Below are 24,582 nucleotides of genomic sequence, written 5' to 3' on the forward strand. Positions count from 1 at the left end.
GACAGAGGTGTGACAGTTCCGTGGCAGTCCTGGCGTCAGGCCGGGAACTCCTCGGCGACGCGCGTCAGCCGGGTGACGTACGCCGGCCAGTCGACGTCGGGCAGGTTGGTGACCTCCGACCGGAGCCCGGCGGCGCCGTCGATGCCCTCGCGCAGGACGTCGGCGTGGCCGGCATGGCGGGTGGTGTCGGCCAGGACGTGCACGAGGATCCGGTGCAGGGTCACGTCCCGACTCCTCGGCGGCCACCACGCGACACTCCCTGCGGCGTCGAGCGGGAGCTCGGCGACGGTGGCGTCGCTGAAGGCCCACACCGACCGGTAGAGCTCGACGACCTGCTCCGCCGGCACCGACGCCGGCACCCACCAGTCGGCCTGGGGGTCGGCGTCGTAGTCCGCGTCCGACACCACCAAGGGGTGGTCGGGGTCGGGCCACTCGCGCCCGAACGTCGGCCCGAAGTAGCCGATCTCGACGTTGGCGACGTGCCGGACGATGCCGAGCAGGTTGGTGCCAGTAGGCGTCCGCGGCAGCCGGAGGTCGCGCTCGCCGAGCCCGTCGAGCTTCCACAGCAGCGCCTCGCGGGTGCGCTGGAGGTAGTGGAGGAGTGCCACCTTGGGGTCGTCCAGGTCGGTCATCTGCCGATCATCCCGCCGGAGCCGGACGATGGCGACCCCGTTGCGGCAGCGACGTACGGTCGCACGCGTGACCTCCCTCGTGCACGCGATCCACGTCGCCCCGGGCCGGAAGATCCCGACGAGGTCGGTCGAGGCGGTGGAGGCGGAGGCGGGCGTCGGCCTGGTCGGCGACCGCTACCACGGGGCCCGGCACCGGCACGTGACCGTGCAGGCTCTCGACGACCTGGCCGTCGCGGCCGAGCTGCTCGGCCGCCCCGTCGACCCCGGGCTCACCCGGCGCAACATCACCCTCGACCACGGACCGATCCCGACCCGGCCTGGCGAGCGGATGACCATCGGCGGCGTCGAGCTGGAGGTCGTCCGGATCGCCGCGCCCTGCCGGCTCCTCGACGACTGGCTCGGCGAGGGTGCGATGCAGGCGCTGCGCTCGCCGCGCGGCGGCACCGTCTTCCGGCTGCTGTCGTCCGGCACGATCCGGGTCGGCGACGAGGCACGCACGACGTCATGAGAATCGGCGGTCCGAACCGCCCATTCCCATGACGTCTGCGGCACAGGGGCCTGGGACGCCGAGCGGCCCGGACCCCCGCGAGGGAGTCCGGGCCGCTGGTGGTCGAACCGGTCAGCGCAGGTCGAACCGGTCGTTGTCCATGACCTGGGCCCACGCGGCGACGAAGTCGGTGACGAACTTGTCGCCCGCGTCCTCGCTGGCGTAGACCTCGGCGAGCGCCCGGAGCTGGGAGTTGGAGCCCAGCACCAGGTCGACCGCGGTGGCCGTCCACTTCACGTCGCCCGAGGCGAGGTCGCGGATCTCGTAGACGCCCTCGTCGGACTGCGACGCCTTCCACTGCGTGCCCGGGGACAGCAGGTTGGCGAAGAAGTCGTGGCTCAGCACGCCGGGCCGGTCGGTGAGCACGCCGTGCGAGGTGCCACCGGCGTTGGCGCCGAGGGCACGCAGGCCGCCGAGCAGGACCGTCATCTGCGGGGCCGAGAGCCCCAGCATGTAGGCCTTCTCGACGAGCAGCTTCTCGGGCTGCAGCTTCTCGCCCTGGCGCAGCCAGTTGCGGAAGCCGTCGGCGCGGGGCTCGAGCCAGCGGAACGAGTCGACGTCGGTCTCCTCCTGCGAGGCGTCCGTACGACCCGGGGTGAAGGGCACCGTCACGTCGTGACCGGCGTCCTTGGCCCCCTTCTCGATCGCCGCGGCACCGCCGAGCACGATCAGGTCGGCCAGCGACACCTGGGCGCCGCCGGCTGCGTTGAACTCCTGCTGCACGCGCTCGATCGCCGCGAGGGACGTGTCGAGGTCGAGGTCGGCGTGGGCTGCCCAGCTGCGCTGCGGCTCGAGGCGGATGCGCGCGCCGTTGGCGCCGCCGCGTCGGTCGGTGTGGCGGTAGGTCGCCGCGGACGCCCAGGCCAGGGCGACGAGCTGCGAGACCGACAGGCCCGAGCCGAGCAGCTTCTCCTTGAGCGAGGCGACGTCGGCGTCGCCGACCAGCTCGCCCTCGACCGCCGGAACCGGGTCCTGCCAGAGCTGGGCCTCGGGGACCCACGGGCCGAGCAGGTGCGGGCCGACGGGGCCCATGTCGCGGTGCAGCAGCTTGTACCAGGCCTTGGCGAACGCCGTCGCGAACTCGTCGGGGTTCTCCAGGAAGCGGCGCGAGATCTTCTCGTACGTGGGGTCGAAGCGCAGCGCGAGGTCGGAGGTGAGCATCGTCGGGCGGTGCTTCTTCGACGGGTCGTGGGCGTCGGGGATGATCGCCTCGTCGGTCTTCGCGACCCACTGCTTCGCGCCGGCCGGGCTCTCGGTGAGCTCCCACTCGTAGCCGAAGAGGATCTCGAAGTAGCGGTTGCTCCACTGGGTCGGCACGTCGGTCCAGGTCACCTCGAGGCCGGAGGTGATGGTGTCGCCGGCCTTGCCCGAGCCGTACGAGCTGATCCAGCCGAGGCCCTGGTTCTCCAGCGGCGCGCCCTCGGGCTCGGGGCCGATGAGGTCGGCGTCGCCGTTGCCGTGGGTCTTGCCGAAGGTGTGGCCACCGGCGATGAGGGCGACGGTCTCCTCGTCGTTCATCGCCATGCGGGCGAAGGTCTCGCGGATGTCGCGGGCCGAGGCCACCGGGTCGGGGTTGCCGTTGGGGCCTTCGGGGTTGACGTAGATGAGGCCCATCTGGACGGCGCCGAGGCCGTCGCCGAGCTCACGCTCGCCGGAGTAGCGCTCGTCGCCGAGCCAGGTGTCCTCGGGACCCCAGAAGATCTCCTCCGGCTCCCACACGTCCTCGCGGCCGAAGGCGAAGCCGAAGGTCTCGAAGCCCATGTCCTCGAGGGCCACGTTGCCCGCGAGCACCAGCAGGTCGGCCCACGAGATCTTCTGGCCGTACTTCTGCTTCACCGGCCACAGCAGGCGGCGCGCCTTGTCCAGGTTGGCGTTGTCGGGCCAGGAGTTGAGGGGGGCGAAGCGCTGGCCGCCGTCACCCGCGCCACCGCGACCGTCGTGCACGCGGTAGGTGCCGGCCGAGTGCCAGCTCATCCGGATCATCAGGCCGCCGTAGTGGCCGAAGTCGGCGGGCCACCAGTCCTGCGAGGTGCGCAGGGTCTGGGCGATGTCGGACTTGAGCGCCTCGACGTCGAGCTTGGCGAACTCGTCGCGATAGCTGAAGTCGGCACCCAGCGGGTTGCCCTTCGGCGAGTGGGCGTGGAGCACCGACAGGTCGAGCTGGTTGGGCCACCAGTCCTGGTTGGTGCGCGGGCGGTGGCCGGTCGGGTCCGGCGAGTCGATGACCGGGTTCTCGCTCTCGCTGCCCTGCGCGGTCGCGGAGTCGTGCATGACCGGGCAACCGGCCTCGGCCTTCCGGTCGACCCCCTGGGGGCTCTCGGGGGTGGTGTCCTGGTTGTCGGTCATGGCGAACCTTTCGTCGGTGGGGCGGGAACGGTGCAGGCGGGGCACAGGCCCCAGTAGGTGACCTCGGCCTCGTCGATGACGAAGCCGTGGGTGTCGGAGGCGTCGAGACAGGGACGTACGCCGACCGCGCAGTCGACGTCGGCGACGACGCCGCACGAGCGGCAGACCACGTGGTGGTGGTTGTCGCCGACGCGCAGCTCGTAGCGGGCCACGGAGCCGGCGGGCTGGATCCGACGGACCAGCCCCGAGTCGGTGAGCGCGCCGAGGACGTCGTACACCGCCTGGTGGGAGACGGTCGGCTCCTCGGTGCGCACCGCGGCGAGGACGCTGCCGGTGTCGGCGTGCGGCTGACGGCGTACGGCGCGGAGCACGGCGAGACGCGGACGGGTGACCCTCAGGTCAGCCCCGCGAAGCAGGTGCTCGAACTCGCTGTCGTCCATCTCCGCCCACCCTGCCCCCCTTTCTTGAACCAGTCAAGTTTCTTTGTGACAGTTTTGACCACTTCCCCGGGGCGGGACGTCACCCGGGTTTGAGGACGTTGATCTGTGGAATGGTCACCGGGCTCTCGGACCCAGACCGACCGATCCACCAGTGAGGAAGACACGTGTCCAGCTCCCCAGACAGTCCACCGGCGACACCGCGCGAGGCCGAGGTGCCCGTGCAGGCAGGCCTCCGACCCGACTCCGCCATCACCGCGCCCCGGGTGTTCTGGCCTGCCGCTGCCATCATCTCGGTGTTCGTCGTGCTCGCCGTGGCCCTCCCCGAGCGCCTCGGCGACACACTCACCACGCTCAACGACACGGTCATCGGCGACCTCGGGTGGTTCTACGTCCTCCTGGTCAGCGCGTTCATCGCCTTCTCCCTGTGGGTGGCCTACTCACCCCTGGGCCGGGTGGTGCTGGGCAAGGACGACGAGGAGCCCGAGTTCGGCCTCAAGTCCTGGTTCGCGATGCTCTTCGCGGCCGGCATGGGCATCGGGCTGGTCTTCTGGGGCGTCGCCGAGCCGCTCAACCACTTCGCGTCCCCTCCGCCCGGCACCGCCGACGGCGAGGCCGCGGCCGCTCGCGCCGCGATGGACAGCACCTTCCTGCACTGGGGCCTGCACGCCTGGGGCATCTACGTCGTCGTGGGTCTCTCGATCGCCTACGCCGTGCACCGCAAGGGCCGCCCGGTGTCGATCCGCTGGGCGCTCGAGCCGATCTTCGGCGACCGCGTCAAGGGCACCCTGGGTGACGTCATCGACGTGATCGCCATCGTCGGCACGCTCTTCGGCGTCGCGACCTCGCTCGGCTTCGGCGTCAGCCAGGTCGGCGCGGGCCTCGCCTACCTCGGCGTGGTCGACGAGTCCTCGACCACCCTCAAGGTGCTGCTCATCGTCGGCATCAGCGCCATCGCGATCGTCTCCGTCGCCACCGGCGTCGACAAGGGCATCAAGTGGCTGTCCAACATCAACATGGGCATGGCGGCCGCGCTGCTGGTCGTCGTGGCCATCCTCGGCCCGACCGTCTTCATCCTGGGCGACTTCGTCCAGCAGATCGGCTCCTACCTCCGCAACTTCTTCGAGCTCTCCTTCCGCACGATGAGCTTCCAGGGCGAGGAGGGACGCAGCTGGCTGTCCGGCTGGACCACCTTCTACTGGGGCTGGTGGATGAGCTGGGCGCCGTTCGTCGGCGTGTTCATCGCCCGCATCTCCCGCGGCCGCACCGTGCGTGAGTTCGTCACCGGCGTGCTGCTGGTGCCCACCCTCGTCACCTTCCTGTGGTTCTCGGTGCTGGGCGGCTCCGCGATCTACCGCGAGATGTTCGGCGAGGGTGGCCTGATCGGCGAGGACGGCGCGGTGTCCACCGACGCAGCGCTCTTCCAGTTCCTCGGGGGCCTGCCGGCCTCCGGCCTGCTGAGCGTCGTGGCGATGATCCTGGTCATCGTGTTCTTCGTGACCAGCTCGGACTCCGGGTCGTTCGTGGTCGACATGCTGGCCAGCGGCGGCGACCCCGAGCCGCCGGTGTGGAGCCGCATCTTCTGGGCGGTCATGGAAGGAGTGGTCGCCGCGACCCTCCTGATCGCCGGCGCAGTGACCGGGGGCGACGGGCTCAGCGCCCTCCAGACCATGGCGATCCTGCTCGCGCTCCCGTTCAGCCTCGTGATGATCGGGATGATGGTGGCGACCGGCAAGGCCCTCCTCCACGAGAACTGGCTGATGGAGCGCGCCGAACGCCGGCTGCTCGCTGCCGAGGTCGCCGGCGAGGTCGCCCGCGTCAACGGCAGCACCCCCGGACCGATCCGCGACGATCGCCCGCGGTCGCGGCCGGAGACCAAGGTCTGACGCGCGGCGGCCGGTCGGGGTAGTCCAGTGGGAAGTGGCTGCCCCCAGCCTGCCGTGGGGTAGTCCAGTGAAAAGTGGCTGGGAAACCGGCCCGGCAACCACCACAACCCACTGGACTACCCCGCCGGCAGCCACAACCCACTGGACTACCCCCGCCGGCAGCCAGAACCCACTGGACTACCCCGCCCGGGGCGGCAGCCCGGACCACTCCCGGGCCAGGAGCGCCCAGACCTCGAGGTCCTGGCGCTCGTCCCGCACGGGGAACACCTCGCGGAGCGTGCCCTCGTGGGTGAAGCCGAGACGCTCGGCGACGCGGCGGCTGGCGTGGTTGCCCGGGGCGCAGCGCCACTCGACGCGGAGCAGGCCGCGCTCGACGAACGCCCAGTCGAGCATGGCGGCGACCGCGCGGGTGACGATCCCGCGCCCGCGGGCGGACGCGGCGAGGAAGACGCCCGCCTCCGCGGTCCGGGAGCGGGCGTTGATGCTCGGGAAGAGCGTGCCGCCGACGAGCTCGCCGTCGACCCAGATGCCGTAGAGCCGCCGGGTTCCCTCGCCGCGCGCCTTGGCGAAGGACTCGATGAAGCCGCGGGCGCCGTCGACGTCCTCGAAGCCCTCCCACGGCAGCCAGTCGTAGAAGTCGGCGCCGTGCGCGCGGAACAGCCCGGCCAGCTGCTCGGCGTGCCAGGGCTCGAGGTCGGTCAGGCGGGCGTCGTCGATCTGCAGGCTCAGCACCCGCGACACCCTAGGTGCCCGCCGCTCCGTCCAGCCCGGCCGCGGCCGCCAGCCACGCCCAGGCACGAGCCCGGTCGGCGTCGCTCGCCCGGGTGGTCGGCAGGAGGTTGGTCGGGCGCTCGACCCGGTCGTGCCAGAAGCGACCGGTCGGCGGGGCGGGCTCGACGGCCGTGAGCCAGACGGTGGTGTCGGCACCCTGCGCGTCGTCGCGCAGCACCGGCCGGGTGACCCGGCGGAACGTCGGCAGCGACTCCCGTACGCCCGGGGTGTCGGCCCAGCCGGGGTGCATCGTCGCGACGGTGATCCGGTCGGCCGACCAGCGTTCGGCGAGCAGCGGGGCCATCTCGACCTGCCAGCGCTTGGACCGGGCGTAGGACGTCGTCGGTGAGTAGTCCCCAGTGGTGCAGCCCGGGTCGTCGGCCCGCAGCGGCTGGCCGTACATCCCGCCGCTGCTGACCAGCACCACACGCCCGCCCACCGCACCGGCCGCGAGCGGACCGCGCAGCGCCTCGGTCATCACCACCGGCCCGACGAGGTGGACCGCCATGCTGAGCTCGTGGCCCTGGGGCGACTCGGTCCGCTCGGGCGGCATCACGCCCGCGTTGTGCACCACCGCGTGGAGGTCGGAGACCTCTGCGGCGAGCTCGGTCGCGAAGCGTCGTACGTCGTCGAGGTCGGCGACGTCGCACCGCCAGAGCCGCAGCTTTGCGCCGGGGTGCGCGGCCCGGATCCGATCGGCGACCCCGGCCCCCTTGGCCTCGTCGCGCACCAGGAGGTGCACCGCGGCGCCGAGGCCGGCCAGCCCGTCGGCGGTCGCCGCGCCGAGACCGGAGCTCGCTCCGGTGACCAGCACGTGCCGGCCCTCGAGCGATCGCGGCAGGGGGCCGGCCGGCCAGCCGGGCAGCGCCCGCCGCACCGCGAGGCCGACCGTGGTGTAGCCGAGGACCACCGAGCGGTCCAGGACCACGTCGACCGCGCGGGCGAGGGCGGGGCGGGTCATGGCGTCCGGGTTCAGCTCGCGTCGAGCCGTGCGAGCTCGTCGGCGGTGAGCTCGATGTCCGCGGCAGCGGCCGAGTCGGTGATGGAGGAGGGTCGCTTGGCGCCCGGGATCGGGATCACGACCGGCGACTGGGCGAGCTCCCACGCGAGGGCGACCTGCTGGGCGCTCACCCCGCGCTCCTGCGCGATCTCGGCGAAGGCAGGGTGCTTGTCGGCGAGCTCCTTGGCGTCGGACAGCCCGCCGAGCGGGCTCCACGGCAGGAAGGCGAGCCCGAGCTCCTCGCAGACCTCGATCTCGGGACGCGAGGAGCGGAACTTCGGGCTGAACTGGTTCTGCACGCTGACCAGTGCGTCGCCGAGGACGGCGTGGGCGTCGCGGATCTGCTGCGGGTCGGCGTTGGAGAGCCCCACGTGCGCCACCTTGCCGCTGTCGGCGATCTCCTTGAGGGTGACGATCACCTCGTCGTAGGACACCTTCGGGTCCGGGCGGTGGTGCTGCCAGAGCGCGATCTGCTCCACGCCGAGGCGCTGGAGGCTGGCGTCCACGGCCTCGCGGAGGTGGGCGGGCGAGCTGTCGGTGTCCCAGCCGCCGCCCTCGGTGCGGACGTGGCCGCCCTTGGTGGCCAGCACGACCAGGTCGCGCACGCCGAGCTCGTCGAGGATCGAGGCGATCAGCCGCTCGTTCTCCCCCTGAGCACCGGCGCCCTTCTCGTCGCCGGGGCCGTAGGCGTCGGCGGTGTCGAAGAGGGTGACGCCCGCGTCGAGGGCCGCGGAGACGGTGTCGAGGAGCTGCTGCCGGGGCTGGGTGCCGGTCTGGTCGAAGGTCATCAGGCCGAGCCCGATGGCGCCGACCTGCTGGGTGCCGAAAGTGCGAGTCTGCATGTCCTCGACCCTACGGCCCGCGCGGTCAGGCGGAGCCGACGTCAGTCGAGCTCGATGGTGCCCACCCAGCGCTCGCCGGCGTCGCCACCCCAGGCGTCCCACGCGACACGGCCCGGCGACGGGTAGCCGTCCCCATCCCGGGTGAACCCCTCGGCGTCCTTGTCGACGGTGTGCCGCGCGAAGTAGGCCTTCATCTTCGTCACGTCGTCGTCGCTCACCTCCTGGCCCTCGGCGAGCTGGTGGGCGCGGTGGCGACCGACGTCGGTGAAGCCCTTGCCGGCCTTCCCCTCCTCGATCCACCGGACCGCGCGCTGCGCGGCCTCCTGCACGTCCTTCGGTGGCTGGTGTCCCATGCCTCCGACGCTAGGCACGCCCCTCCCCTGCCGCCTCACCCCGTCGGCGGTCCGGCCCGGGTCCCGCCAGCGGAGGTACGCCCGCTCACCCGCCCGCCGTGACCAGCCCGGTCTCGTAGGCGAGCACGACGAGCTGGGTGGGAAGGCGTGGAGGATCGCGACGATCCGACCTGGCCGGGCGCGTGTGGTGTCCATGCCGGCCACGCTCTCGTCGGTGACCCCGGCGGCGCGTCCGCCGCTGGGAGTCACTCGCGGGGTCGGCGTACTCCCCCTGCAGTACGCCGGTGGAGTACGCCGGCGTGCTCAGGCCGGCGCGTGGAGCGTCCGGGCGACGGCCGGGACGACCACCGCTGCGGCGAGGAGGTGGAGCACGACGAGGGTCACGGCGGTGGCGGCGTCGGCCGCCGCCAGGAACGGCGGCACGAGCGACAGGGCGGTCAGCGCCACGGTCGTGCGGACCCACCACCGGACCGGGCTGGCGCTCCACCGCGACAGCGCCGCCGCGATCAGCACGCCCACGGCCGAGAGCACGACGGTCACGAAGGCGATGCCCGACACCGGGATCGACTCCCCGCCGGTGACCTCGAGGTCGACGCCGGCGGCTCGGGCGAGGGCGGCGACGGCGGCGTTGAGGGCGGCGGCCGCGACCGCGGCGCCCAGCCCGACGGCGATCGTCCGCGCGCCCCTCACCGGACCTCTCCCTCGGCGGGCAGGCGCTCCGGCAGCCCGAGCGAGGCGAACCGCTCGGCGTCGAAGATGGTGACCTCGGCGATCTGCCCGCCGGAGACGCGCAGCACGTCGATCGTGAGCGGCAGGTGGGCGGCCGCCTCTTCGTTCCAGAGGTAGTAGGCGACCGCTGGCTGGCGGTTCACCGCCGTCGGGACGCCACGCAGTCCGGTCATCCCGGGGTAGCCGTTGGCCGTCCAGTCCGCGACGACCGCGTCGCGACCGACGACGAGGCCCTCCCACGGCGGCATGGAGTAGCGGACGTCGTCGCGCATCATCGCGGCGATCGCGTCGAGGTCGGTGGCGGTGCTCGCCTCGGTGAAGCGGCGTACGAGGTCGCGGTTCTCCGCGTCCGTGTCTGCGCCGGTCCACTCCTGGCGCTCGACGGGCAGGTGCTCACGCATCCCGGCGCGGGCCCGCTGGAGCGCGCTGTTGACCGAGTTGACCGAGTCGCCGAGCAGCTCGGCGACGTCCTTGGCCGGCCACCCGAGCACGTCGCGCAGGACCAGCACGGCACGCGGGCGCGGGGCGAGGTGCTGCACCGCGACGACGTAGGCCAGCTCGATCGTCTCCCGCGCGAGCGCCCGGCTCTCCGGCTCGTCGGCGACGTCCGCGGGCAGCTCGTCGAGGAGGCTGTCGGGGTAGGGCTGCAGCCACCGCACCTCGCCGCCGGCCGCCGGCTCGGGCCGACGCTTGGCGAGCAGGTCGAGGCAGGCGTTGGTGGCGATGCGGTACAGCCAGGCCCGCACCGTCGAGCGCCCTTCGTACGACGCCCGGGCGCGCCAGGCCTTGAGGAACGTCTCCTGCACCGCGTCCTCGGCGTCCTGGAACGACCCCAGCATCCGGTAGCAGTGGACGTGCAGCTCGCGTCCGTGCCGCTCGGCGAGCTCCGCGAACCCGGCCTCGTCCACGTCGTGGAGACTGCTCACGCCGACCTCCTCGATGCGCATGTCGATCGTCATCGTCCAACCTCTCGTCCGTTCGCGTGTCCTGTCATCGGTATGACGGCGATCGAGCGGCGAACTCATCACCCGGGTGCTCCGCGACCCTGGCGGGACGCCCACGGGCGCACGAGCAAACCGCCCGCCCCTCCTGGAGGAGGGACGGGCGGTTGCGTCGGACGGGTCAGGCGCCCAGACCGGTGCGGTCGACCTTGCGGTGGAACCGCATTCCGGCGAGGCCGCCGAGGATGGCGCCGCCGAGGCTGGCTGCGATGGCAGCGACGGCGGTGATGATCCCCCCGGTGGCGAGATCGCCCTCGCTGATGGGCACGCGCGGCAGGCTGTTGAGCTGCGAGAGCACGTTGTACTCGCTACCCGCGACCGCGACGACCACCGCCACCACGATGGCGATGACCAGGGCCCACAGCCACACCGCGAGGCCCTGCTTGGCGCCGTCGAAGCGCGCCATGCGTCCCGCGACGTAGCCGCCTGCGTAGTAGGCGACGAAGAGGATCACCAGCAGGGCGATGGCGCCCACGAGGCCGACCGTCTCCGCGTTCTGCGTCGCTTCACGCTCCGCCTGCTGCGGGCCCGACAGGGCGCCGAGGCCGACGGCCGTCCCGATCGCGCTGAGCAGCGCGGTCACGAGGATGGCGGTGCCGGCGGCGGTGAGCCAGCCGAAGAAGGCCGAGCCCCACTTGATGCCGCCGTGCTCCTCCTTCTCGCGGGCCACGACGGTCTTGCGGTCGGTGGTCCGGTCGGTGGTCCGGTCGGGTACGCCGTCGTGGTCACGGTCGTGGACCACGTCACCGTCCGCGTGGCCGCCGTGTCGGGGTTGATCCGCGTTGGTGCTCACCGGTTGCCTCGTCGGTCGTCGACCTCACCCTCGGCCTCGATGTGCTCCTTGCGGACCTCTTCGGTGACGGTCTCCTCGTCGGTGACCGTCTCCGTCCCGAGCTTGACGCGCTCGACCGGCTCCGCGGTCTTGCCCACGACGGCGCGCTCCTCCTGGAGGACCACCTCGTGCTCCTCCTCGGAGATCGCCGGGCCGGACAGCGCCTCGTCGCGGTTCTCGCCGGTGACGGGCTCCGTCTCCGAGGACCGCCCGCTCCTTCTTCACCGGGACCGTCACGGTCTCCTGCTCGGTCGTGACGTACTTGCGCAGCCGAGCGCGGCCGGCCTCCTGCGAGGTCGTACCGACGTCGAGGCGCTCCTCCGAGCGGGTCATCGCCTCGTCGGTGTTCGGGCCCGAGGTGTCGTGGCCCTCGCCCGTGAAGGTGCCGGTGGTGCCGGCGGTGCCCGTCGCGAGACCGGTGCCGCCCTCGGGCAGTCTGGAGTCGCTGGCGCGATCGGAGTAGGTCATGCCGTAGTGGCTGTAGAGGCGCTGCTCCTCGGACTGGTCGAGGTGGCCGCTGTCGACGTCGACGTTCGGCGCGTCCTTGATCTGGTCCTTGGTGAAGGGGACGCGTACGCCCTCTCCGGTGACATCGGCGTCGGCGGCGGGGACGAACGACTCGTTCATGCCGAACAGACCGGTGTTGACGGTGAGGAACTCGGGCCGGTCGGTCTCGTCGTCGAGGAAGACCTGGCCGATCTTGCCGACCTTCTCGTTGTCGCTGGAGTAGAGCGTCTGGCCGATGAAGCGGTCGTGGCTCTTGTTACCCATTGCGTTCTCCTTCGTGAGGTCGGGCGGGGTCTCGGATGTGTCGCCCCGCCTGACGGGTTGGATGGCTCGTACGGGTGTGCTCAGTACTGGCGCGGGGTGGTCCCGTAGCCCGTTCCGTCGATGTCCTGCTGCGCGTTCTGGTCGTAGACCGCGGTGCTGCCGGTGGTTCCGGTGGTGCCGGTGGTCTGGGTGCCGGTGGGCGCGAAGTCGTGGGCAGCGGACTGCGCCTGCTCACGCACGGACGGGGCGCTGTCGGCGTGTGCCTTCATGCGCGGTGCCTCGCGCTCTGCGGTCGTCAGGTAGCTCTCCCACCGCTGCTGCATGGGGCGGATGAGGCCCCCGCCGACGCCGACGATGATGACGCCGGCCACGGTGGCGAGGATCGCGACGAGCACCGGCGTCGTGACGGTGGTGGCGACCCCGACCTGGTTGAGGGCAGCGACGACGCCGAGGAAGATGATGAACGCCGAGGCGACGTTGGCGAGCACTCGTCCGTAGGACAGGCCACCGATCATGTTCTGCAGCAGTCCCTTGACCGCAGCCGCGATGGAGGCCGCGACGACGAGGATGATGATCGCGACCACCAGGCTCGGCAGGAAGCGGATGACGTCCTCGATCAGGCGACTGATCGGGTTCGCGCCGAAGACGCCGAAGGCGAGCTGCAGCACGAACAGGAGGAGCGTGTAGTAGATGAGCTTGGCGACGATGTCGCTGGCGTCCATCTTCGAGTTCGACAGGGCGCGCTTGATCCCGCCGCGCTCGACGGCCCGGTCGAAGCCGGCCCGCTCCAGCAAGGCGTTGAGCGCCTTGGCGATCACCTTCGCGATGATGATGCCGACGACCAGGATGACCAGGAACAGCGCCAGCTTGGGCACGAACTCGGCGACGGTGCTGAGGCCGTCGCGTAGTGCGTCTCTCATGTGTCCTCCGTTCGCGGTTGACGCACCGCCGACCCGTCACGGGGTAGGGACGTCGGGGTCACCGCTCGAATTGGTTTACGACGTAAGCCGTACCCACCGTCCGAGGACCCATACGAAACGGAGGAAATTCCACCCGTAGGAGGGGTCAGCCCTCCAGGTGCCCATTTCGGGTCAGCGTCATGCGGTCCAGCAGGGCTTCGAGGGCTTCCTCGAACTCCACGGCGGACCTGTCCTCCGAGAGCGGCTCGCGCAGGCGCGCCACCGTCGGGTACCCCGACGTGCCGGGTTCGCCGGTCTGGTCGTCGAGGACGTCCAGCGGGCCCAGGTCGGCTCCATGGACGGCGACCTCGAGAAGCAGGTGGCCCAGCAGGAAGCTGGTGTAGGCGCGGTAGCCCTCGATGGCGGCCTCCTCGCTGAACCCCTCCTCGAGGAGACCGGCCAGGAACGTCTCGACCCACTCCAGGCTCCGCAGCGGCGGCCGCAGCCACGGCGCCTCGGCAGGACGCGAAGCCATGAGCGGGAACGCCTTCGGGTGGGCCAGAGCCACCCGCCTGACACCGTGGGCGAGACGCTGCAGGAAGTCCTGCCACCCGTCCCGTGGCGCGGCCAGGACGACCTCGTCGTCGCGTACGCGTGCGACAAGGGTCGCGACGACCGCGTCGAGGAGGTCCTCCTTGCTGGGCACGTAGCGGTAGAGGGCCATCGCCTCGACGCCCAGCTGCTCTCCCAGCCGGCGCATGGTGAGACCGGGCAGGCCGTTGGCATCGATGAACTCCAGGGCCGCCGCCACGACCCGCTCGCGGCTGAGCGGGACCCGAGCGGACGGCGCCGGCTCGTCATCCACCGCCGCGCGATCCGCGTCGGGATAGTTCTCGCTCTCCTCGCCCACGCTGACGCCCCTCTCGCAGCAGTTCGCGTCACCACGGTAGCGCGCGGCCCGATCGCGCCGACGCGACGGGGAACCAGGTGCAGGCGGATCACCCCGACCGGCCTGCACCTCGTTCAGGGTCTCCGGTGGCAGGGCGGTCCGCAGCCCGGCCGGGGTCAGAGCCGTCCGGTCGCTCCGTGCAGGAGCTCGAGGTCGGCCACGACGGAGACGGTGCGCCGGTCCTCGTCGAGACCCGCCCACAGCAGGTTGAGGCTCGAGCCCATCCCGCAGTCGAAGGCCGCACCGACCACCACGCCGTCCACCGCGATCGGGGTGACGTGCTCGACCCGCACCCGCTCGACGACCGGCTCCAGCCAGTCGCGCCGCGCCGCGGCCTCGACGACACGCTCCCGGCCCTGCGACACGACGACCACCCCGACCCCGTAGGAGCAGCCGAAGCCAGCCTGCCCGCCACCGGCGCCCTCGACAGGTGCCCACTCCACCGCCGCGGCAGCGTCACCCACCACGGCCGCGGCGCCGGCGCGTGCACCCCGGGGCCGCAGCGGGCCGGGGGGCCAGTCGACGACCGCCGACGACGTGGGACGGGTGTCACCGTCGTACGCCGTGACGGCCGCGTCGGAGGGATCGAACGGGTCCAACCACACCAGCGCGTCGCCGCCGCTCGGGAGGAGCGGGCCCGGCACCAGGCGCAGCACCGACTCCGCCCCGTCGGGCCACCGGTGGCGGGCTCCGGCGTCCACCAGGTCGACAGCAGTCACCTGCATGCCCGCTCCTCCACGTCGGTCACGGCACGTTGTCCAGGGTGTAGGAGTCTGCCGAGCCCCTGTCCCCGTTGTAGGCCATCCGCAGGTGGTTGGGCACGAGCGGATCATCCGTGTAGTAGGCGTTGACCTGGTAGTAGAGCGTCTCCCCGGCTGCCACCTTGGCGTTGGCCTGCTCCTCGAACTCCCAGTACATCGTCGGGTAGTTGGCCGCCCGGAAGAGGGGGACGATGTTGCCAGGGTTGCTGCCGCTGCCCCCGAGGGCCTTGCCGATGAGGTGGCCGCGGTTGTGGACGCCCGCGATGTACCCGGGCGGGGTGTAGCTGGCCGCGGTGCCGGAGGGGTGGCCGGGCGCGATGCACGCGATCGCGAGCCAGGCCCGGCTCTCCACCCCGTTGGCGGTCTGCACCTGCTGCGGCGGCAGGTAGTCGTACCAGCTTCCCGACATGCCGCGCGGCAGGCACCTGTTCTCCGAGCGGGTCCGCGTCCCGGTGTAGGGCCGCGGGATGGGCCGGGGACCGGTCTGCGGCTCGGTGGTCGGCCTCGGGCGCCTGTCCACGGTCGGCGGTGCGTACTGCGGGATGGACACGTTGGCGACCGTGAACATGATGGCCGTCGCGAAGCCCAGGATCAGGACGGCCCGGACCAGCTCCTCGGTGATGATCGCGCTCGTCACCAGCCCGTAGGACGTCGCCGACATCATGCCGGTGGGGTCGACGAAGGTGGTCGGGTTGCTGCCCACGTAGCTGTAGGGGTTCCAGCCGACCACGCCGCCCGATCCGGGCCGCATGGGGTCGGTCGAGAGGAACCGGCCGGTCGTGGTCGACAGGTCGCGGGCCCCGAGGTGCACCAGCGCACCGTCCTGCAGTCCACCGCCGAAGCCGAACCGGCTGGTGGCGCCGGACCGGGTGCTGACGGCGCCGAAGACGTCGTAGGAGGCACGACCGGCCACCGCGCCCTGCGCGTCCGTCATCGTGCGGACCGACCCGAGGGCGTCGAGCAGCGGGTAGGAGGTCGTGTCGTCCTGCTGCTGGGCCAGGACCCCTTCGGGGGTCTGGACGAACGACGTCGTGCCGTCGGCGACGAGTCTCGGCCGGCCGTCGGACATCGCCGAGTCGTGGAGCTGCCGGGTCGTCGACTGCCCGACCGTCGTGCTCACGCGCGTGCCCGCACCGTCGTAGCCGAAGGTCGCGGCCTGGCCGCCGGTCTCGACCGACACCATGCGGTCGAGCCAGTCCCAGTCGTACGTGGCGGTGCCGTCGTCGACCACGTTGCCGTTGTCGTCGTGGACGATGGAGCGCCCGCCGACCGCCACGAGCTGCGAGGCGTCGTCGTAGGCGTAGCTCACCTGCGGGTCCGCCCCCGACCTGCTCGTCAGCCGGTTCCCGGCTGCGTCGTAGGTGAAGGCCTCCGTACGCCCGCCCGCGTAGGTCACCGACGTCAGCTGGTCGGCCGCGTCCAGCTCGTAGGTCTCGGTCCCGGCGGTCGTCGTGACCGCGGTGCGGTTGCCGTCGGCGTCGAGGGCGTACTCCGCCTTCTCGACCACCGACCCGTCCCGGGTGTGACGGATGGCAGTCAGCCGTCCCGCCGCGTCATAGGTCCACCGGCTCTCGACGCCGTTGGGCCGTGCCATCGAGCGGATCCGGCCGTCGCTGTCGTAGGCCGTGTCGGTCGTCCGGCCCTCCCAGTCGGTGATCGAGTCGAGGCGCCCTGCCGCGTCGTAGGCGTAGCGCACCTCGCCCGCGGGTTGGGTCATCGACGAGCGTCGGCCGGAGCGGTCGTAGGTATAGCTGATGGCGCCGGCCGGGGTCGAGACCCCGGCGACCTGGCTGCCGGGGGTGTAGCTCCACGAGGTGAGGCCGCTGTCGTCGGTCATCGACGCCCGGCGGCCAAGGCCGTCGTAGGTCATCGACACCCGACCGTCGCCCCCGCGCTCGGTCATCGACAGGGGTTGGCCGTCACCGCGGTAGGCGTAGTCGACGCTCACCCCGCGAGCGTCGGTGTGGCTGCTCAGGCGGCCGGCGGCGTCGTAGGTGTAGCGGTGGGTCCGGCCCAGGGGGTCGCGCCGCGCGACGACGTCGCCCCGCTCGTCGTAGGTCACCGTCCAGTCCTTGCCCCGCGGGTCGGTCACCCGGGTCCGCCGACCGGCGGCGTCGTAGCCGAAGGACACGGTGGCGCCGAGCGCGTCGGTGGTGGAGGCCAGGCGGCCGAACCGGTCGTAGAGGTGGGTCTGGGTGGCGCGAGCGGCACCCTGCTGACGAGGGTCCCGCGTGGTGAGGAGGCGACCCATGTCGTCGTACGTGCTGGTCCAGCGGTTGCCGAGCTCGTCGACCACGGCGGTCGCCCGGCCGCGTGCGTCGTACTCGTAACGGGTCGTCACGCCCTCGGGCGTGGTGACCGAGCTCAACAACCCGCCGGGGGTGTAGTCCGAGAGGGACACGCCTCCACCGGCATCGACCACGCGCACCGGACGACCGGCGCCGTCGTACTCGGTGGTCGTGCGCCGACCCTCGGGATCGACGGTCGCGGTGGGGCGTCCGGCACCGTCGTACTCGTAGCGGGTGACGTCACCGTCGGCGTCGATGGTCCGCACCACCTGGCCGGTCGGGTCGTAGACGTTCTCGACCCGGGAGCCGTCGGGGTACGTCGCCAGGCGCAGCCGTCCGAGGCCGTCATAGGTGTTCTCGACAGTGATCCCGGACGGGTTGGTGACCGTAGCGATGTCGCCACGCGCGGTGTAGGTCCAGCGGGTCACCCCGCCGGCACCGTCGGTCCGCGACCGCAGGGCACCGTCCGACGTGTAGTCGTAGGTCGTGGTGGCACCCGACGCATCGGTCTCGCTCAGGAGCTTGCCGGTCGAGGAGTGGGTGTACGACGTCGTGTGGCCGAGCTCGTCGGTCACCGAGGCCACGTTGCCGGCGCCGTCGTAGGTCGTCACCCGCGCCGGGTGGTCGCCGACCTGCTCCGAGACGACGCGGCCCTGGGCGTCGTAGGAGTAGGTGGTCGGCGCGTCGACGTGGTTGTCCAGGCTGAGCCGGCGGCCGGCGCGGTCGTAGGTGTAGTCCTCGACCACACCCGTCCCCGACACGGCGCGGGTCAGCTGCCCCAACGAGTCGTAGACCCAGCGGCGGGTGCGCCCGTCGGCATCGGTCTCCGTGCGGAGCTGACCGGCCTCGTCGTAGGTCATCGTCGTGCGACCACCCTCGGGATCCACCTCCGCGACCAGCCGTCCAGCGGTGTCGTACTCGAAGCGGGTCAGCCCGCCCTCGGGATCGGTCTCGCTGACGACCCGGCCGGCGGCGTCACGGACCCACGCCCACACCTCACCGTTGGCGTCGGTCCAGCCGGTCTTCCGGCCCTGCCCGTCGTAGGTGAACGCCTCGGTCGCCCCCTCGGGGTCGGTCACCGTGGCGAGCGTGCCGTTGGCGTTGTAGGTGTAGCGCGTCACGCCGCCGAGCGGGTCGGTCCAGGTCAGCAGCTGGCCGAGCGGGCTGTACGTCGCCGACGAGGTGGCGCCCGACGGGGGCGTCATGCTCGTGAGCGACCCCTTGGTCCAGGTGGAGCGCCACTCGTTGCCGTCCGGGTCCTTGCGGTAGGTCAGGTTGCCCGCGGCGTCGTAGCCGAACTCGGTCACGTGGCTGGCACCGTCGTAGATCTCGTTGCGGCGGACCATCCAGCCCCGCTCGTCGTAGGACGTGATCGTCACGCGCTTGCCACCCGGGTCGGTCACCGTCTCCTGGCGCAGGCCGACCGACGACCCGATCTCGGTGCGGTTGCCCTCGCCGTCGATCACCGCCGTGAGGCGGCCGTCGGTGTACTCCATCCGCACGGCAGGGCGACCGAGCGGGTCCTCGACGGTGTCGAGGTAGTGGCCGGCCTTGTAGGACAGCCGGGTGACGTTGCCCCGCTGGTCGGTGACGCTGACGAGGTCGCCCGAGGTGTCGTAGCCGTAGCGAACGGTGCTGCCGTCGGGTCCGGTGACGACGTCGATGCGACCCGCTGCGTCGCGGTGGAAGTCGATGGCGGGGCCCGAGCTCGAACGGACTCCGTCGCGACCGAAGGTCAGCGTCTCGCCAGTGGTCTCGACGATCTTGGTCAGGCCCTTGCCCACCGTGAGGTGGTACTCGGTGCCCCCGCGCGCCTGGAGCACGAAGCTGGTCGGGTCGTAGATCCCGTCGATCCCGTAGAAGCCGCCGTTGAGGTTCCCCCCGGAGAAGAAGAGCGAGCTGTCGACCGCGGTGAGCGTGGAGGTGGTGTCCTCACGGCCGGTGAACTGCGCCGTCGTCAGGCCGCTGACGAACGTCGAACCCTTCGCCGGGGTCAGGTCGAAGACCTCGTTGCGGCCGTCGGGCCAGGTGACGGTGACGAAGTGCGGGTTGTCGGTGACGAAGCACAGCGGCACGAAGATGAGCCCGGCGCCACAGGCCGTCATCGACCACCCGGCCAGGCCGAGCGGACCGTTGGTCGACACGGAGAAGTCGGCCAACGACACGTCCCAGCCCACGCCGAAGTCGCCCACGGTCTTGTCGAAGCTGTCATAGGTGCGGTTCACCGAGATCGGCACGCCGCCCATCCCGACCGTCATGTCGGTGATGGTGGTGGTGTAGCGACCGAGCTTCATCTCCCCGTCGACGACGATCGAGGTGTCCACGGCGGTGGCGCCGCCGTTGCTCGTGGTGCCGCGCACGGTCACGACGTACGCCCCGTTGGGCATGGTCGTGGGGTCGAGCGTGACGTCGACGTCAGGCCCCGTGCCGGTGCCCACGACCACGGTGTTCGGGTCGCCGGGCACCTGGTAGGTCACCGTCCAGCCCGCCAGCGTCTGCCCGTCGGGCGGAGTGAGCGTGGTGCGGACCTGCACGGGCTCGGTGACGATGGTGCCCTCGGTGAGGGACACGTCGCCGACGGTGGGTCCGGGGAGCTCCGGGTCCGCGCCCGATCCGCCGATCGGGATGGACGTGCCGTCACCGACCGTGACGGTTCGCGGGTCGTCGGTGACGATCGGGTCGAGCTGGTCGCTGGTGATCGTGCCGGTCGCGGTGAGGGTGGTGACGCCCGCGGGCAGGGGGTTCGCGACGCGCAGGCGGAACTCGATCGTCGCCTGCTGGAACGGCGCGAGCGTGCCGACCGCGACGTCGAGCGACGCACCCGGTGAGATGACGCCCTGACTGGTCCGCACCGACCCGTCGACCAGGGCGGCGCCCGGCGGCGGCTCCACCACCGCCCGAACGCCGGTCACCTGCTGGGTGCCGACCGAGCTGATGCCGATCTCGTACGCCAGCGTGTCTCCGGGGGAGACGCCGCCCGAGCCGTCGGCGTCCACGACGAGCCGGCCGCCGAGCGAGGCCGTCAGCGCGGGCTGCGGACGCGTGACCGTGGTGCGGGTCGGGTCCTGGGAGCCGGGCAGCGCCGGGTCGTCGGTCGGGATCGCCTCGGAGCCGGCGGCCAGGACGGTGCCCTGCGCCTGGAGGCGCGAGACCCCGACCGGGAACGGCTGGTCGACGACCACGTCGACCGTCACGAGGCGCGTCGCCCCACCCGGGATGTCGGGGAGGCTGAAGGACGCCGTCCCATCGGCGATGTCGATGCTTCCACCGTCGGGCGTCCGCCCGGAACCGGGCACGAACGACGACCCGGCCGGGACCGGCAGGGTGCCGGAGACACCGGTCAGGGGCTGGCCGCCGCTGTTGCGCACCGTCACGGCGTAACGCACGGTGTCGCCGGGAGAGACGACGTTGTCACCGGCCTGGTCGACGTGGAGTGCGTCGGTGAGGCTCGCGCCGAGTGCCGCGGGGAGCTGGCGCTCGACGTCGAGGCTGGAGCCGCTCGCGCCGTAGGCGTTGCCGCGCGCGTCCCGCCAGGTCGCGGTGCCACGCAGCACGGTGGTGCCGCTGGTGGCGACGGCAGCGGTGTAGTCGAAGGCGGCCTCGCCCACCTCGCCCGCGGCCAGCGACGAGGGTGCCCCGGTCACGGTCAGGGGCTGCTGGTCGGCGGTGGCCGTCGCTGTGAGGGCGTCGGCGTCCGCCGAGCCGAGGTTGGCCAGCCTGACCTGGTAGTCGGCGGATGCCCCGGCGGCGAGCGACTCGGGACCGACCGTCGACACACCCACGACCGGGAGCTCCCGGGTCGAGGTCGCCCGCACGAGCGGCGCCACCAGTCGACCAACACCGCCGGCCGCCAGCGCGAAGGCGGCGCCGTTGAGCTGGGTGCCGTCCTGCGCCACGAGGCGTGCGAGGTAGCCCGCGTCGGTCTCCCCGTCGGCGCGCGGAGACGGAACGGGCACGGCCCACTCGCGTCGGAGCTCGGCGGTCTCGCCGGGGGCGAGCCGGGCGAGCGCGGGCTCCTCGGTCGACGTCAGGACCGCGGCGTCGCCGTCGGGCAGGAGGGTGGTGACCCGCGTGTCGGTGGCGTCTGCCCCCAGGTCGCGCAGGACCGGTGCGAAGTCGGACCCGTAGGTGTACAGCCTGCGTGCCTGCACCGTCGACGGGTCGAGGGTGAAGTCGACCCGGGTCCGCACCGCGCCGGTGACGGCAGGGTCGAGGAGCTGCTCGATCTCGTCCGGGGTGAGGGTCAGCACCGCCTGCACGCCCCACGTCGCCCAGCCGCCGGGCTGCAGGCTCGTCCCCGCCACGTCCCCGGCCGCATACGTCACGCCTTCGAACGGGTTGGCGCGCAGGTCGATGCGCAGGTCGTCGTCCCCCTTGACCGCGACGGGCACCCAGGCGCCGGTCGCGACGTCCTCCCGCTCGATGGCGAATCCGTAGTCGGTGACCGTGGCCGCCTGGGCGTCGACGTTCTCCAGGCCGATCAGCGAGGGCACGACGAGCGTGGCACCGTCGTTGCCCACCGTGATGTCGAAGCCGAGCGTGTCCGAGGGCAGCGCCCGGTCCCGGTCGACAGAGATGTCGGTCGTCAGGTCGGGCACGACGACGGGGCCCGAGACGGTGTCGTCGGGGCGTCCGCAGTCGGCGCCACGAACGCTCACCTCGGCACCGCTGATGCTCACCTGGTCGCCGAGGACGCCGCAGTAGAACTGGTTGGACCTGCCCGAGATGCTGATCTCACCGGCGCCCGCGAAGACCACCCCGAGGAACTTCGAGGAGGCGGCCGCGATGTCGATCGCCTTGGCACCCGACGCTCCGGCGAGTAGGAGCAGTCCGTCGTGGTAGGACTCGAAGGCCGGCTTCGACCCGGAGATCCTGATGTGGCCCTCGCTCACCAGGGTGACCCGGCCTCCGATGTCGGACCCGTTGAGCTGGATGTCGCACGTGGCGTAGTAGACGCCGGAGGTCAGCACCTGCTGCACCTCGTGCCACGAGCCGGCTGCGCAGGCCGACGACATGTCGTGGTAGTCCGGACCGACCTCGGCCTGGACGGCGCCGCCAGGGCGGAAGTCGGCGATGGCGGGCTCGACGGGGTAGTCGGTCACCGGGGCGAGGGCCGGCTCCGGCACGAAGCTGTTCTTCGTGGTGTCGGCCGCGATGGACCCCGCGTAGGTCGTCGGGCCGACCACCGACTTGCGGTCGCCGACGAAGCGAAGGCGGCCGTTGGTGTGCACCCGGCCGGTGATGTCGCCGGAGCCGCCGCTCCAGTCGAGGGACGGGGATCCCTCCGCGTTGGCCCAGACCGCCACCGGGGTGGCCACCTCGAGGTGGTCGACGCGAGCACTGGCGGTGCCGCCGTCGTCGTCGGTCAGGGTGACGACGACGTCGAAGGCACCGGCCGTGCGATAGACGTGGGACGCGAAGAACGTGCCCCAGCCGGCTCCGGAGGTGGTGACCTCGACCTCGTCGACGGTGCCGTCGCCCCACGCGACGCGGGCGACGTGGCCATCGAGCCAGCCCTCGTCCGTGAGGGAGCCGTTGACCTGGGTGACGCCGCCGGCGAAGGAGTCACCGTGGCTGAGGTCGACCGTGGGGTCGACATTGGTGACCACGACGACGACCCGGTCGGTGGCGGTGCCGCCGGTGCCGTCGGAGACAGTGAGCTCGAGCACGTAACGGCCGTCGTCCGGGGCCACGAAGCTCGGGCGCGCGCTGGTGCGCGACGAGAGGAAGATCGGCGGGCCGGTGGAGTCGGCGACCCGCCAGCTGTAGCCCACCTCTCCCGTCACGGTGACGAGGTCGGAGCAGGTCGTCAGTGACGACTCCCCACCGAAGTCCTCGCCGGAGACCGTGAGGCAGATCCGGTGCGTGCCCGTGGCCAGGTCGTCGGGGAGGTCGAAGGTGACGTCGAGGTCGACCGGTCCGGCGGCCGGCAACGACAGGGTCTCGGAGAGGTCCACCGGCGCGCCGCCATCGACGGTGTACGACACCGAGGTGATCGTGGAGGCGACCACCTGCGGCAGGATGTCGGGCAGGGTCGTGACGGTCGGGACGTCGGTGCAGGTGCCGCCGCTGAGCGTCGCCATGTCGATGAGGCGCGCCCCGACCGCGGAGCCGCTGGCGCACTTGCTGCCGGAGCCCACGGCGAAGGAGTGGAACTTCACGGGCGGGTCGCACGGCAGCACCGTGTTGAGCCGGCCGGAGCCCTGGCCGTCGGACATGAAGGCGGTGATCAGGTTGGGCGACCCGGTCGTGGCCAGCATCTGGCACGCGGTGCGTGTCGGCGGCAGGAAGTTGGTGCCCCCACCGATGCGCAAGGTGCGCAACGCCTGCACGATGTCCAGCTCGCCGTTGCCGTCGGCGTCCGCGTCCGCGGCCACCATGGTCGACGTGGCCGCTGTCGGGTCGAGGTCGAGGGCGTTGGCGCCGGTGCTGAAGCCGATCACCGCGACCTTGTCGACGGTGCCGGAGGCGACCACCTCTTCGTGCAGCTTGAGAGCAGCCGCGATCTCGCAGTCGAGGATAGTGTTCGACCGGTTGTCGCGGTTGACGTCGCCGCCGCAGCCGGTCCCGCCGGTGCTGCCGGACACGTCGAGGACGTAGGCGATCGAGGTGTTCTGGGCCGGGGGGCCCTGCCCGATGCCGACCCCGGCCTTCACCCGGATCGCCTGGGCGTCCTCGTCCAGCCCGGTCATCGCGACGTCGAGCGAGGTGCCACCGGGCAGTGCGCCGGACTCCTCCGTGGCCTGGAGTCCGGGCTTCGTGCTGGCCTTCGAGGCACTGCCGTCCAGGGTGACGGTCGATCCCTCGGTGACCTGCTGGTCGGCACCGGCGTCGGCGACCGGGTCGCGCACCGGATCCGGAGCCGGCGGCTCCTCCGGGTCCTCGGGCTGCTCCGGCGCGATGCCGCCGCAGAACCTGAACCGGTTGTCGTCGTAGTCGCGGTCCCCGCCGCCGAACAGGTCCTCGAAGCCCACGACAGCACAGCCGTCGGTCCCGAAGTCGACCACGGCGTGGGCGATGCCGTCGGGATTCCGGGCGCCGTCGCCGAGGCGGAACTCCGAACCGCCGACCCGGATGCCGAAGACGAGCTCCTCGCCTCGGGCGTACGGGCCCACGGTCACGCTGGTGCCCACGTCGCGGTTCGTCGCGATCCGCACCTCCTCGGGATCGAGGAGGAACAGCGTCGACGTGAGTCCCGCGCTCGCAGCGAGCACCTCGACCGTCACCTGGCTCCCGGTGGAGAACAGCTGTCCACCGAGCACGGGCGCCGGATCGTCCTCGGCAGCGGCGGCCGGGCCGCGGCCGAGCGCCGCGATGACCAGCGACAGGCACACCGCGGTGACGACCAGGGCGAATGAACGACGACCGAGCGCAACGAGACCCATGAATCCCCCGATTGACATGTGTTGCCATGCGTTGGCAAGGGTCTTGTCATAGAGCATCCCGGACCGGCGTGGGAAGGGCGTCACCCGCGCCACGCCGACAAACGGGCCGGAAAATAGCCCAAGTGGGCTATGCCGAACCCCCGATCGGTGGTC

The 24,582-nt window shown here is 71.9% G+C and carries 17 protein-coding genes and 1 pseudogene; 2 read left to right on the forward strand and 16 right to left on the reverse strand.

Annotated elements, in window-relative coordinates; translation table 11 throughout:
• Window positions 1-35: 35 nt before the first annotated feature.
• A complete protein-coding gene (locus Q1B24_RS09750; protein WP_299927015.1) occupies window positions 36-632 on the reverse strand; it encodes a DinB family protein in 597 nt (198 codons plus the stop codon).
• Window positions 633-699: 67 nt separating this feature from the next.
• On the opposite strand from Q1B24_RS09750, the gene Q1B24_RS09755 reads away from it, so the two are divergent.
• Entirely contained in the window at window positions 700-1,140 is a 441-nt protein-coding gene (locus tag Q1B24_RS09755) for an MOSC domain-containing protein (protein ID WP_299927018.1), read from the forward strand.
• Window positions 1,141-1,251: 111 nt separating this feature from the next.
• Here Q1B24_RS09755 and katG read toward each other — a convergent pair whose 3' ends face one another.
• Both katG and Q1B24_RS09765 read right to left on the reverse strand, forming a co-directional pair.
• Window positions 1,252-3,525, reverse strand: coding sequence for a catalase/peroxidase HPI (gene katG / locus Q1B24_RS09760; RefSeq protein WP_299927021.1), 2,274 nt, complete (start codon window positions 3,523-3,525; stop codon window positions 1,252-1,254).
• Complete coding sequence (locus tag Q1B24_RS09765; RefSeq protein WP_299927023.1) at window positions 3,522-3,965, reverse strand: Fur family transcriptional regulator; 444 nt, start codon at window positions 3,963-3,965, stop codon at window positions 3,522-3,524. The genes katG and Q1B24_RS09765 overlap by 4 nt, the downstream gene beginning before the upstream one ends.
• Window positions 3,966-4,129: 164 nt before the next feature.
• Between Q1B24_RS09765 and Q1B24_RS09770 the strand changes: the two genes are divergently transcribed.
• Entirely contained in the window at window positions 4,130-5,848 is a 1,719-nt protein-coding gene (locus tag Q1B24_RS09770; RefSeq protein WP_299927026.1) for a BCCT family transporter, read from the forward strand.
• Between the two features lie 177 nt (window positions 5,849-6,025).
• Here the strand turns inward: Q1B24_RS09770 and Q1B24_RS09775 are convergent, their stop codons facing one another.
• From Q1B24_RS09775 to Q1B24_RS09830, 13 genes and pseudogenes are all read right to left on the reverse strand, one after another.
• Window positions 6,026-6,580 (reverse strand): GNAT family protein, encoded by a 555-nt coding sequence (locus tag Q1B24_RS09775; protein ID WP_299927028.1) that lies wholly within the window; start codon window positions 6,578-6,580, stop codon window positions 6,026-6,028.
• A gap of 10 nt (window positions 6,581-6,590) precedes the next feature.
• Complete coding sequence (locus Q1B24_RS09780; RefSeq protein ID WP_299927031.1) at window positions 6,591-7,580, reverse strand: SDR family NAD(P)-dependent oxidoreductase; 990 nt, start codon at window positions 7,578-7,580, stop codon at window positions 6,591-6,593.
• An 11-nt stretch (window positions 7,581-7,591) separates the two neighbouring features.
• Complete coding sequence (locus Q1B24_RS09785; protein WP_299927034.1) at window positions 7,592-8,461, reverse strand: aldo/keto reductase; 870 nt, start codon at window positions 8,459-8,461, stop codon at window positions 7,592-7,594.
• 41 nt (window positions 8,462-8,502) lie between these two features.
• A complete protein-coding gene (locus Q1B24_RS09790) occupies window positions 8,503-8,814 on the reverse strand; it encodes a hypothetical protein (RefSeq protein ID WP_299927037.1) in 312 nt (103 codons plus the stop codon).
• A gap of 303 nt (window positions 8,815-9,117) precedes the next feature.
• Window positions 9,118-9,504 (reverse strand): DUF6069 family protein, encoded by a 387-nt coding sequence (locus Q1B24_RS09795; protein WP_299927039.1) that lies wholly within the window; start codon window positions 9,502-9,504, stop codon window positions 9,118-9,120.
• Window positions 9,501-10,502 (reverse strand): RNA polymerase subunit sigma-70, encoded by a 1,002-nt coding sequence (locus Q1B24_RS09800; protein ID WP_299927042.1) that lies wholly within the window; start codon window positions 10,500-10,502, stop codon window positions 9,501-9,503. The genes Q1B24_RS09795 and Q1B24_RS09800 overlap by 4 nt, the downstream gene beginning before the upstream one ends.
• 163 nt (window positions 10,503-10,665) lie before the next feature.
• Entirely contained in the window at window positions 10,666-11,337 is a 672-nt protein-coding gene (locus Q1B24_RS09805; RefSeq protein ID WP_299927045.1) for a hypothetical protein, read from the reverse strand.
• Window positions 11,334-11,537: a DUF2382 domain-containing protein gene (locus Q1B24_RS21845; protein ID WP_366916464.1), complete on the reverse strand. Its 204-nt coding sequence runs from the start codon at window positions 11,535-11,537 to the stop codon at window positions 11,334-11,336. The genes Q1B24_RS09805 and Q1B24_RS21845 overlap by 4 nt, the downstream gene beginning before the upstream one ends.
• 97 nt (window positions 11,538-11,634) lie before the next feature.
• A pseudogene (locus Q1B24_RS09810) lies at window positions 11,635-12,147 on the reverse strand (PRC-barrel domain-containing protein); the annotation flags it as partial.
• An 80-nt stretch (window positions 12,148-12,227) separates the two neighbouring features.
• Window positions 12,228-13,067, reverse strand: coding sequence for a hypothetical protein (locus Q1B24_RS09815; protein ID WP_299927051.1), 840 nt, complete (start codon window positions 13,065-13,067; stop codon window positions 12,228-12,230).
• 145 nt (window positions 13,068-13,212) lie between these two features.
• Window positions 13,213-13,956: a TetR/AcrR family transcriptional regulator C-terminal domain-containing protein gene (locus Q1B24_RS09820; protein ID WP_299927054.1), complete on the reverse strand. Its 744-nt coding sequence runs from the start codon at window positions 13,954-13,956 to the stop codon at window positions 13,213-13,215.
• Window positions 13,957-14,111: 155 nt separating this feature from the next.
• Window positions 14,112-14,720: a hypothetical protein gene (locus Q1B24_RS09825; protein ID WP_299927056.1), complete on the reverse strand. Its 609-nt coding sequence runs from the start codon at window positions 14,718-14,720 to the stop codon at window positions 14,112-14,114.
• A gap of 19 nt (window positions 14,721-14,739) precedes the next feature.
• Window positions 14,740-24,429, reverse strand: coding sequence for an RHS repeat-associated core domain-containing protein (locus Q1B24_RS09830; protein WP_299927059.1), 9,690 nt, complete (start codon window positions 24,427-24,429; stop codon window positions 14,740-14,742).
• Window positions 24,430-24,582: the final 153 nt, after the last annotated feature.

This window comes from uncultured Nocardioides sp., from assembly GCF_947488025.1.
GTDB lineage: Bacteria > Actinomycetota > Actinomycetes > Propionibacteriales > Nocardioidaceae > Nocardioides.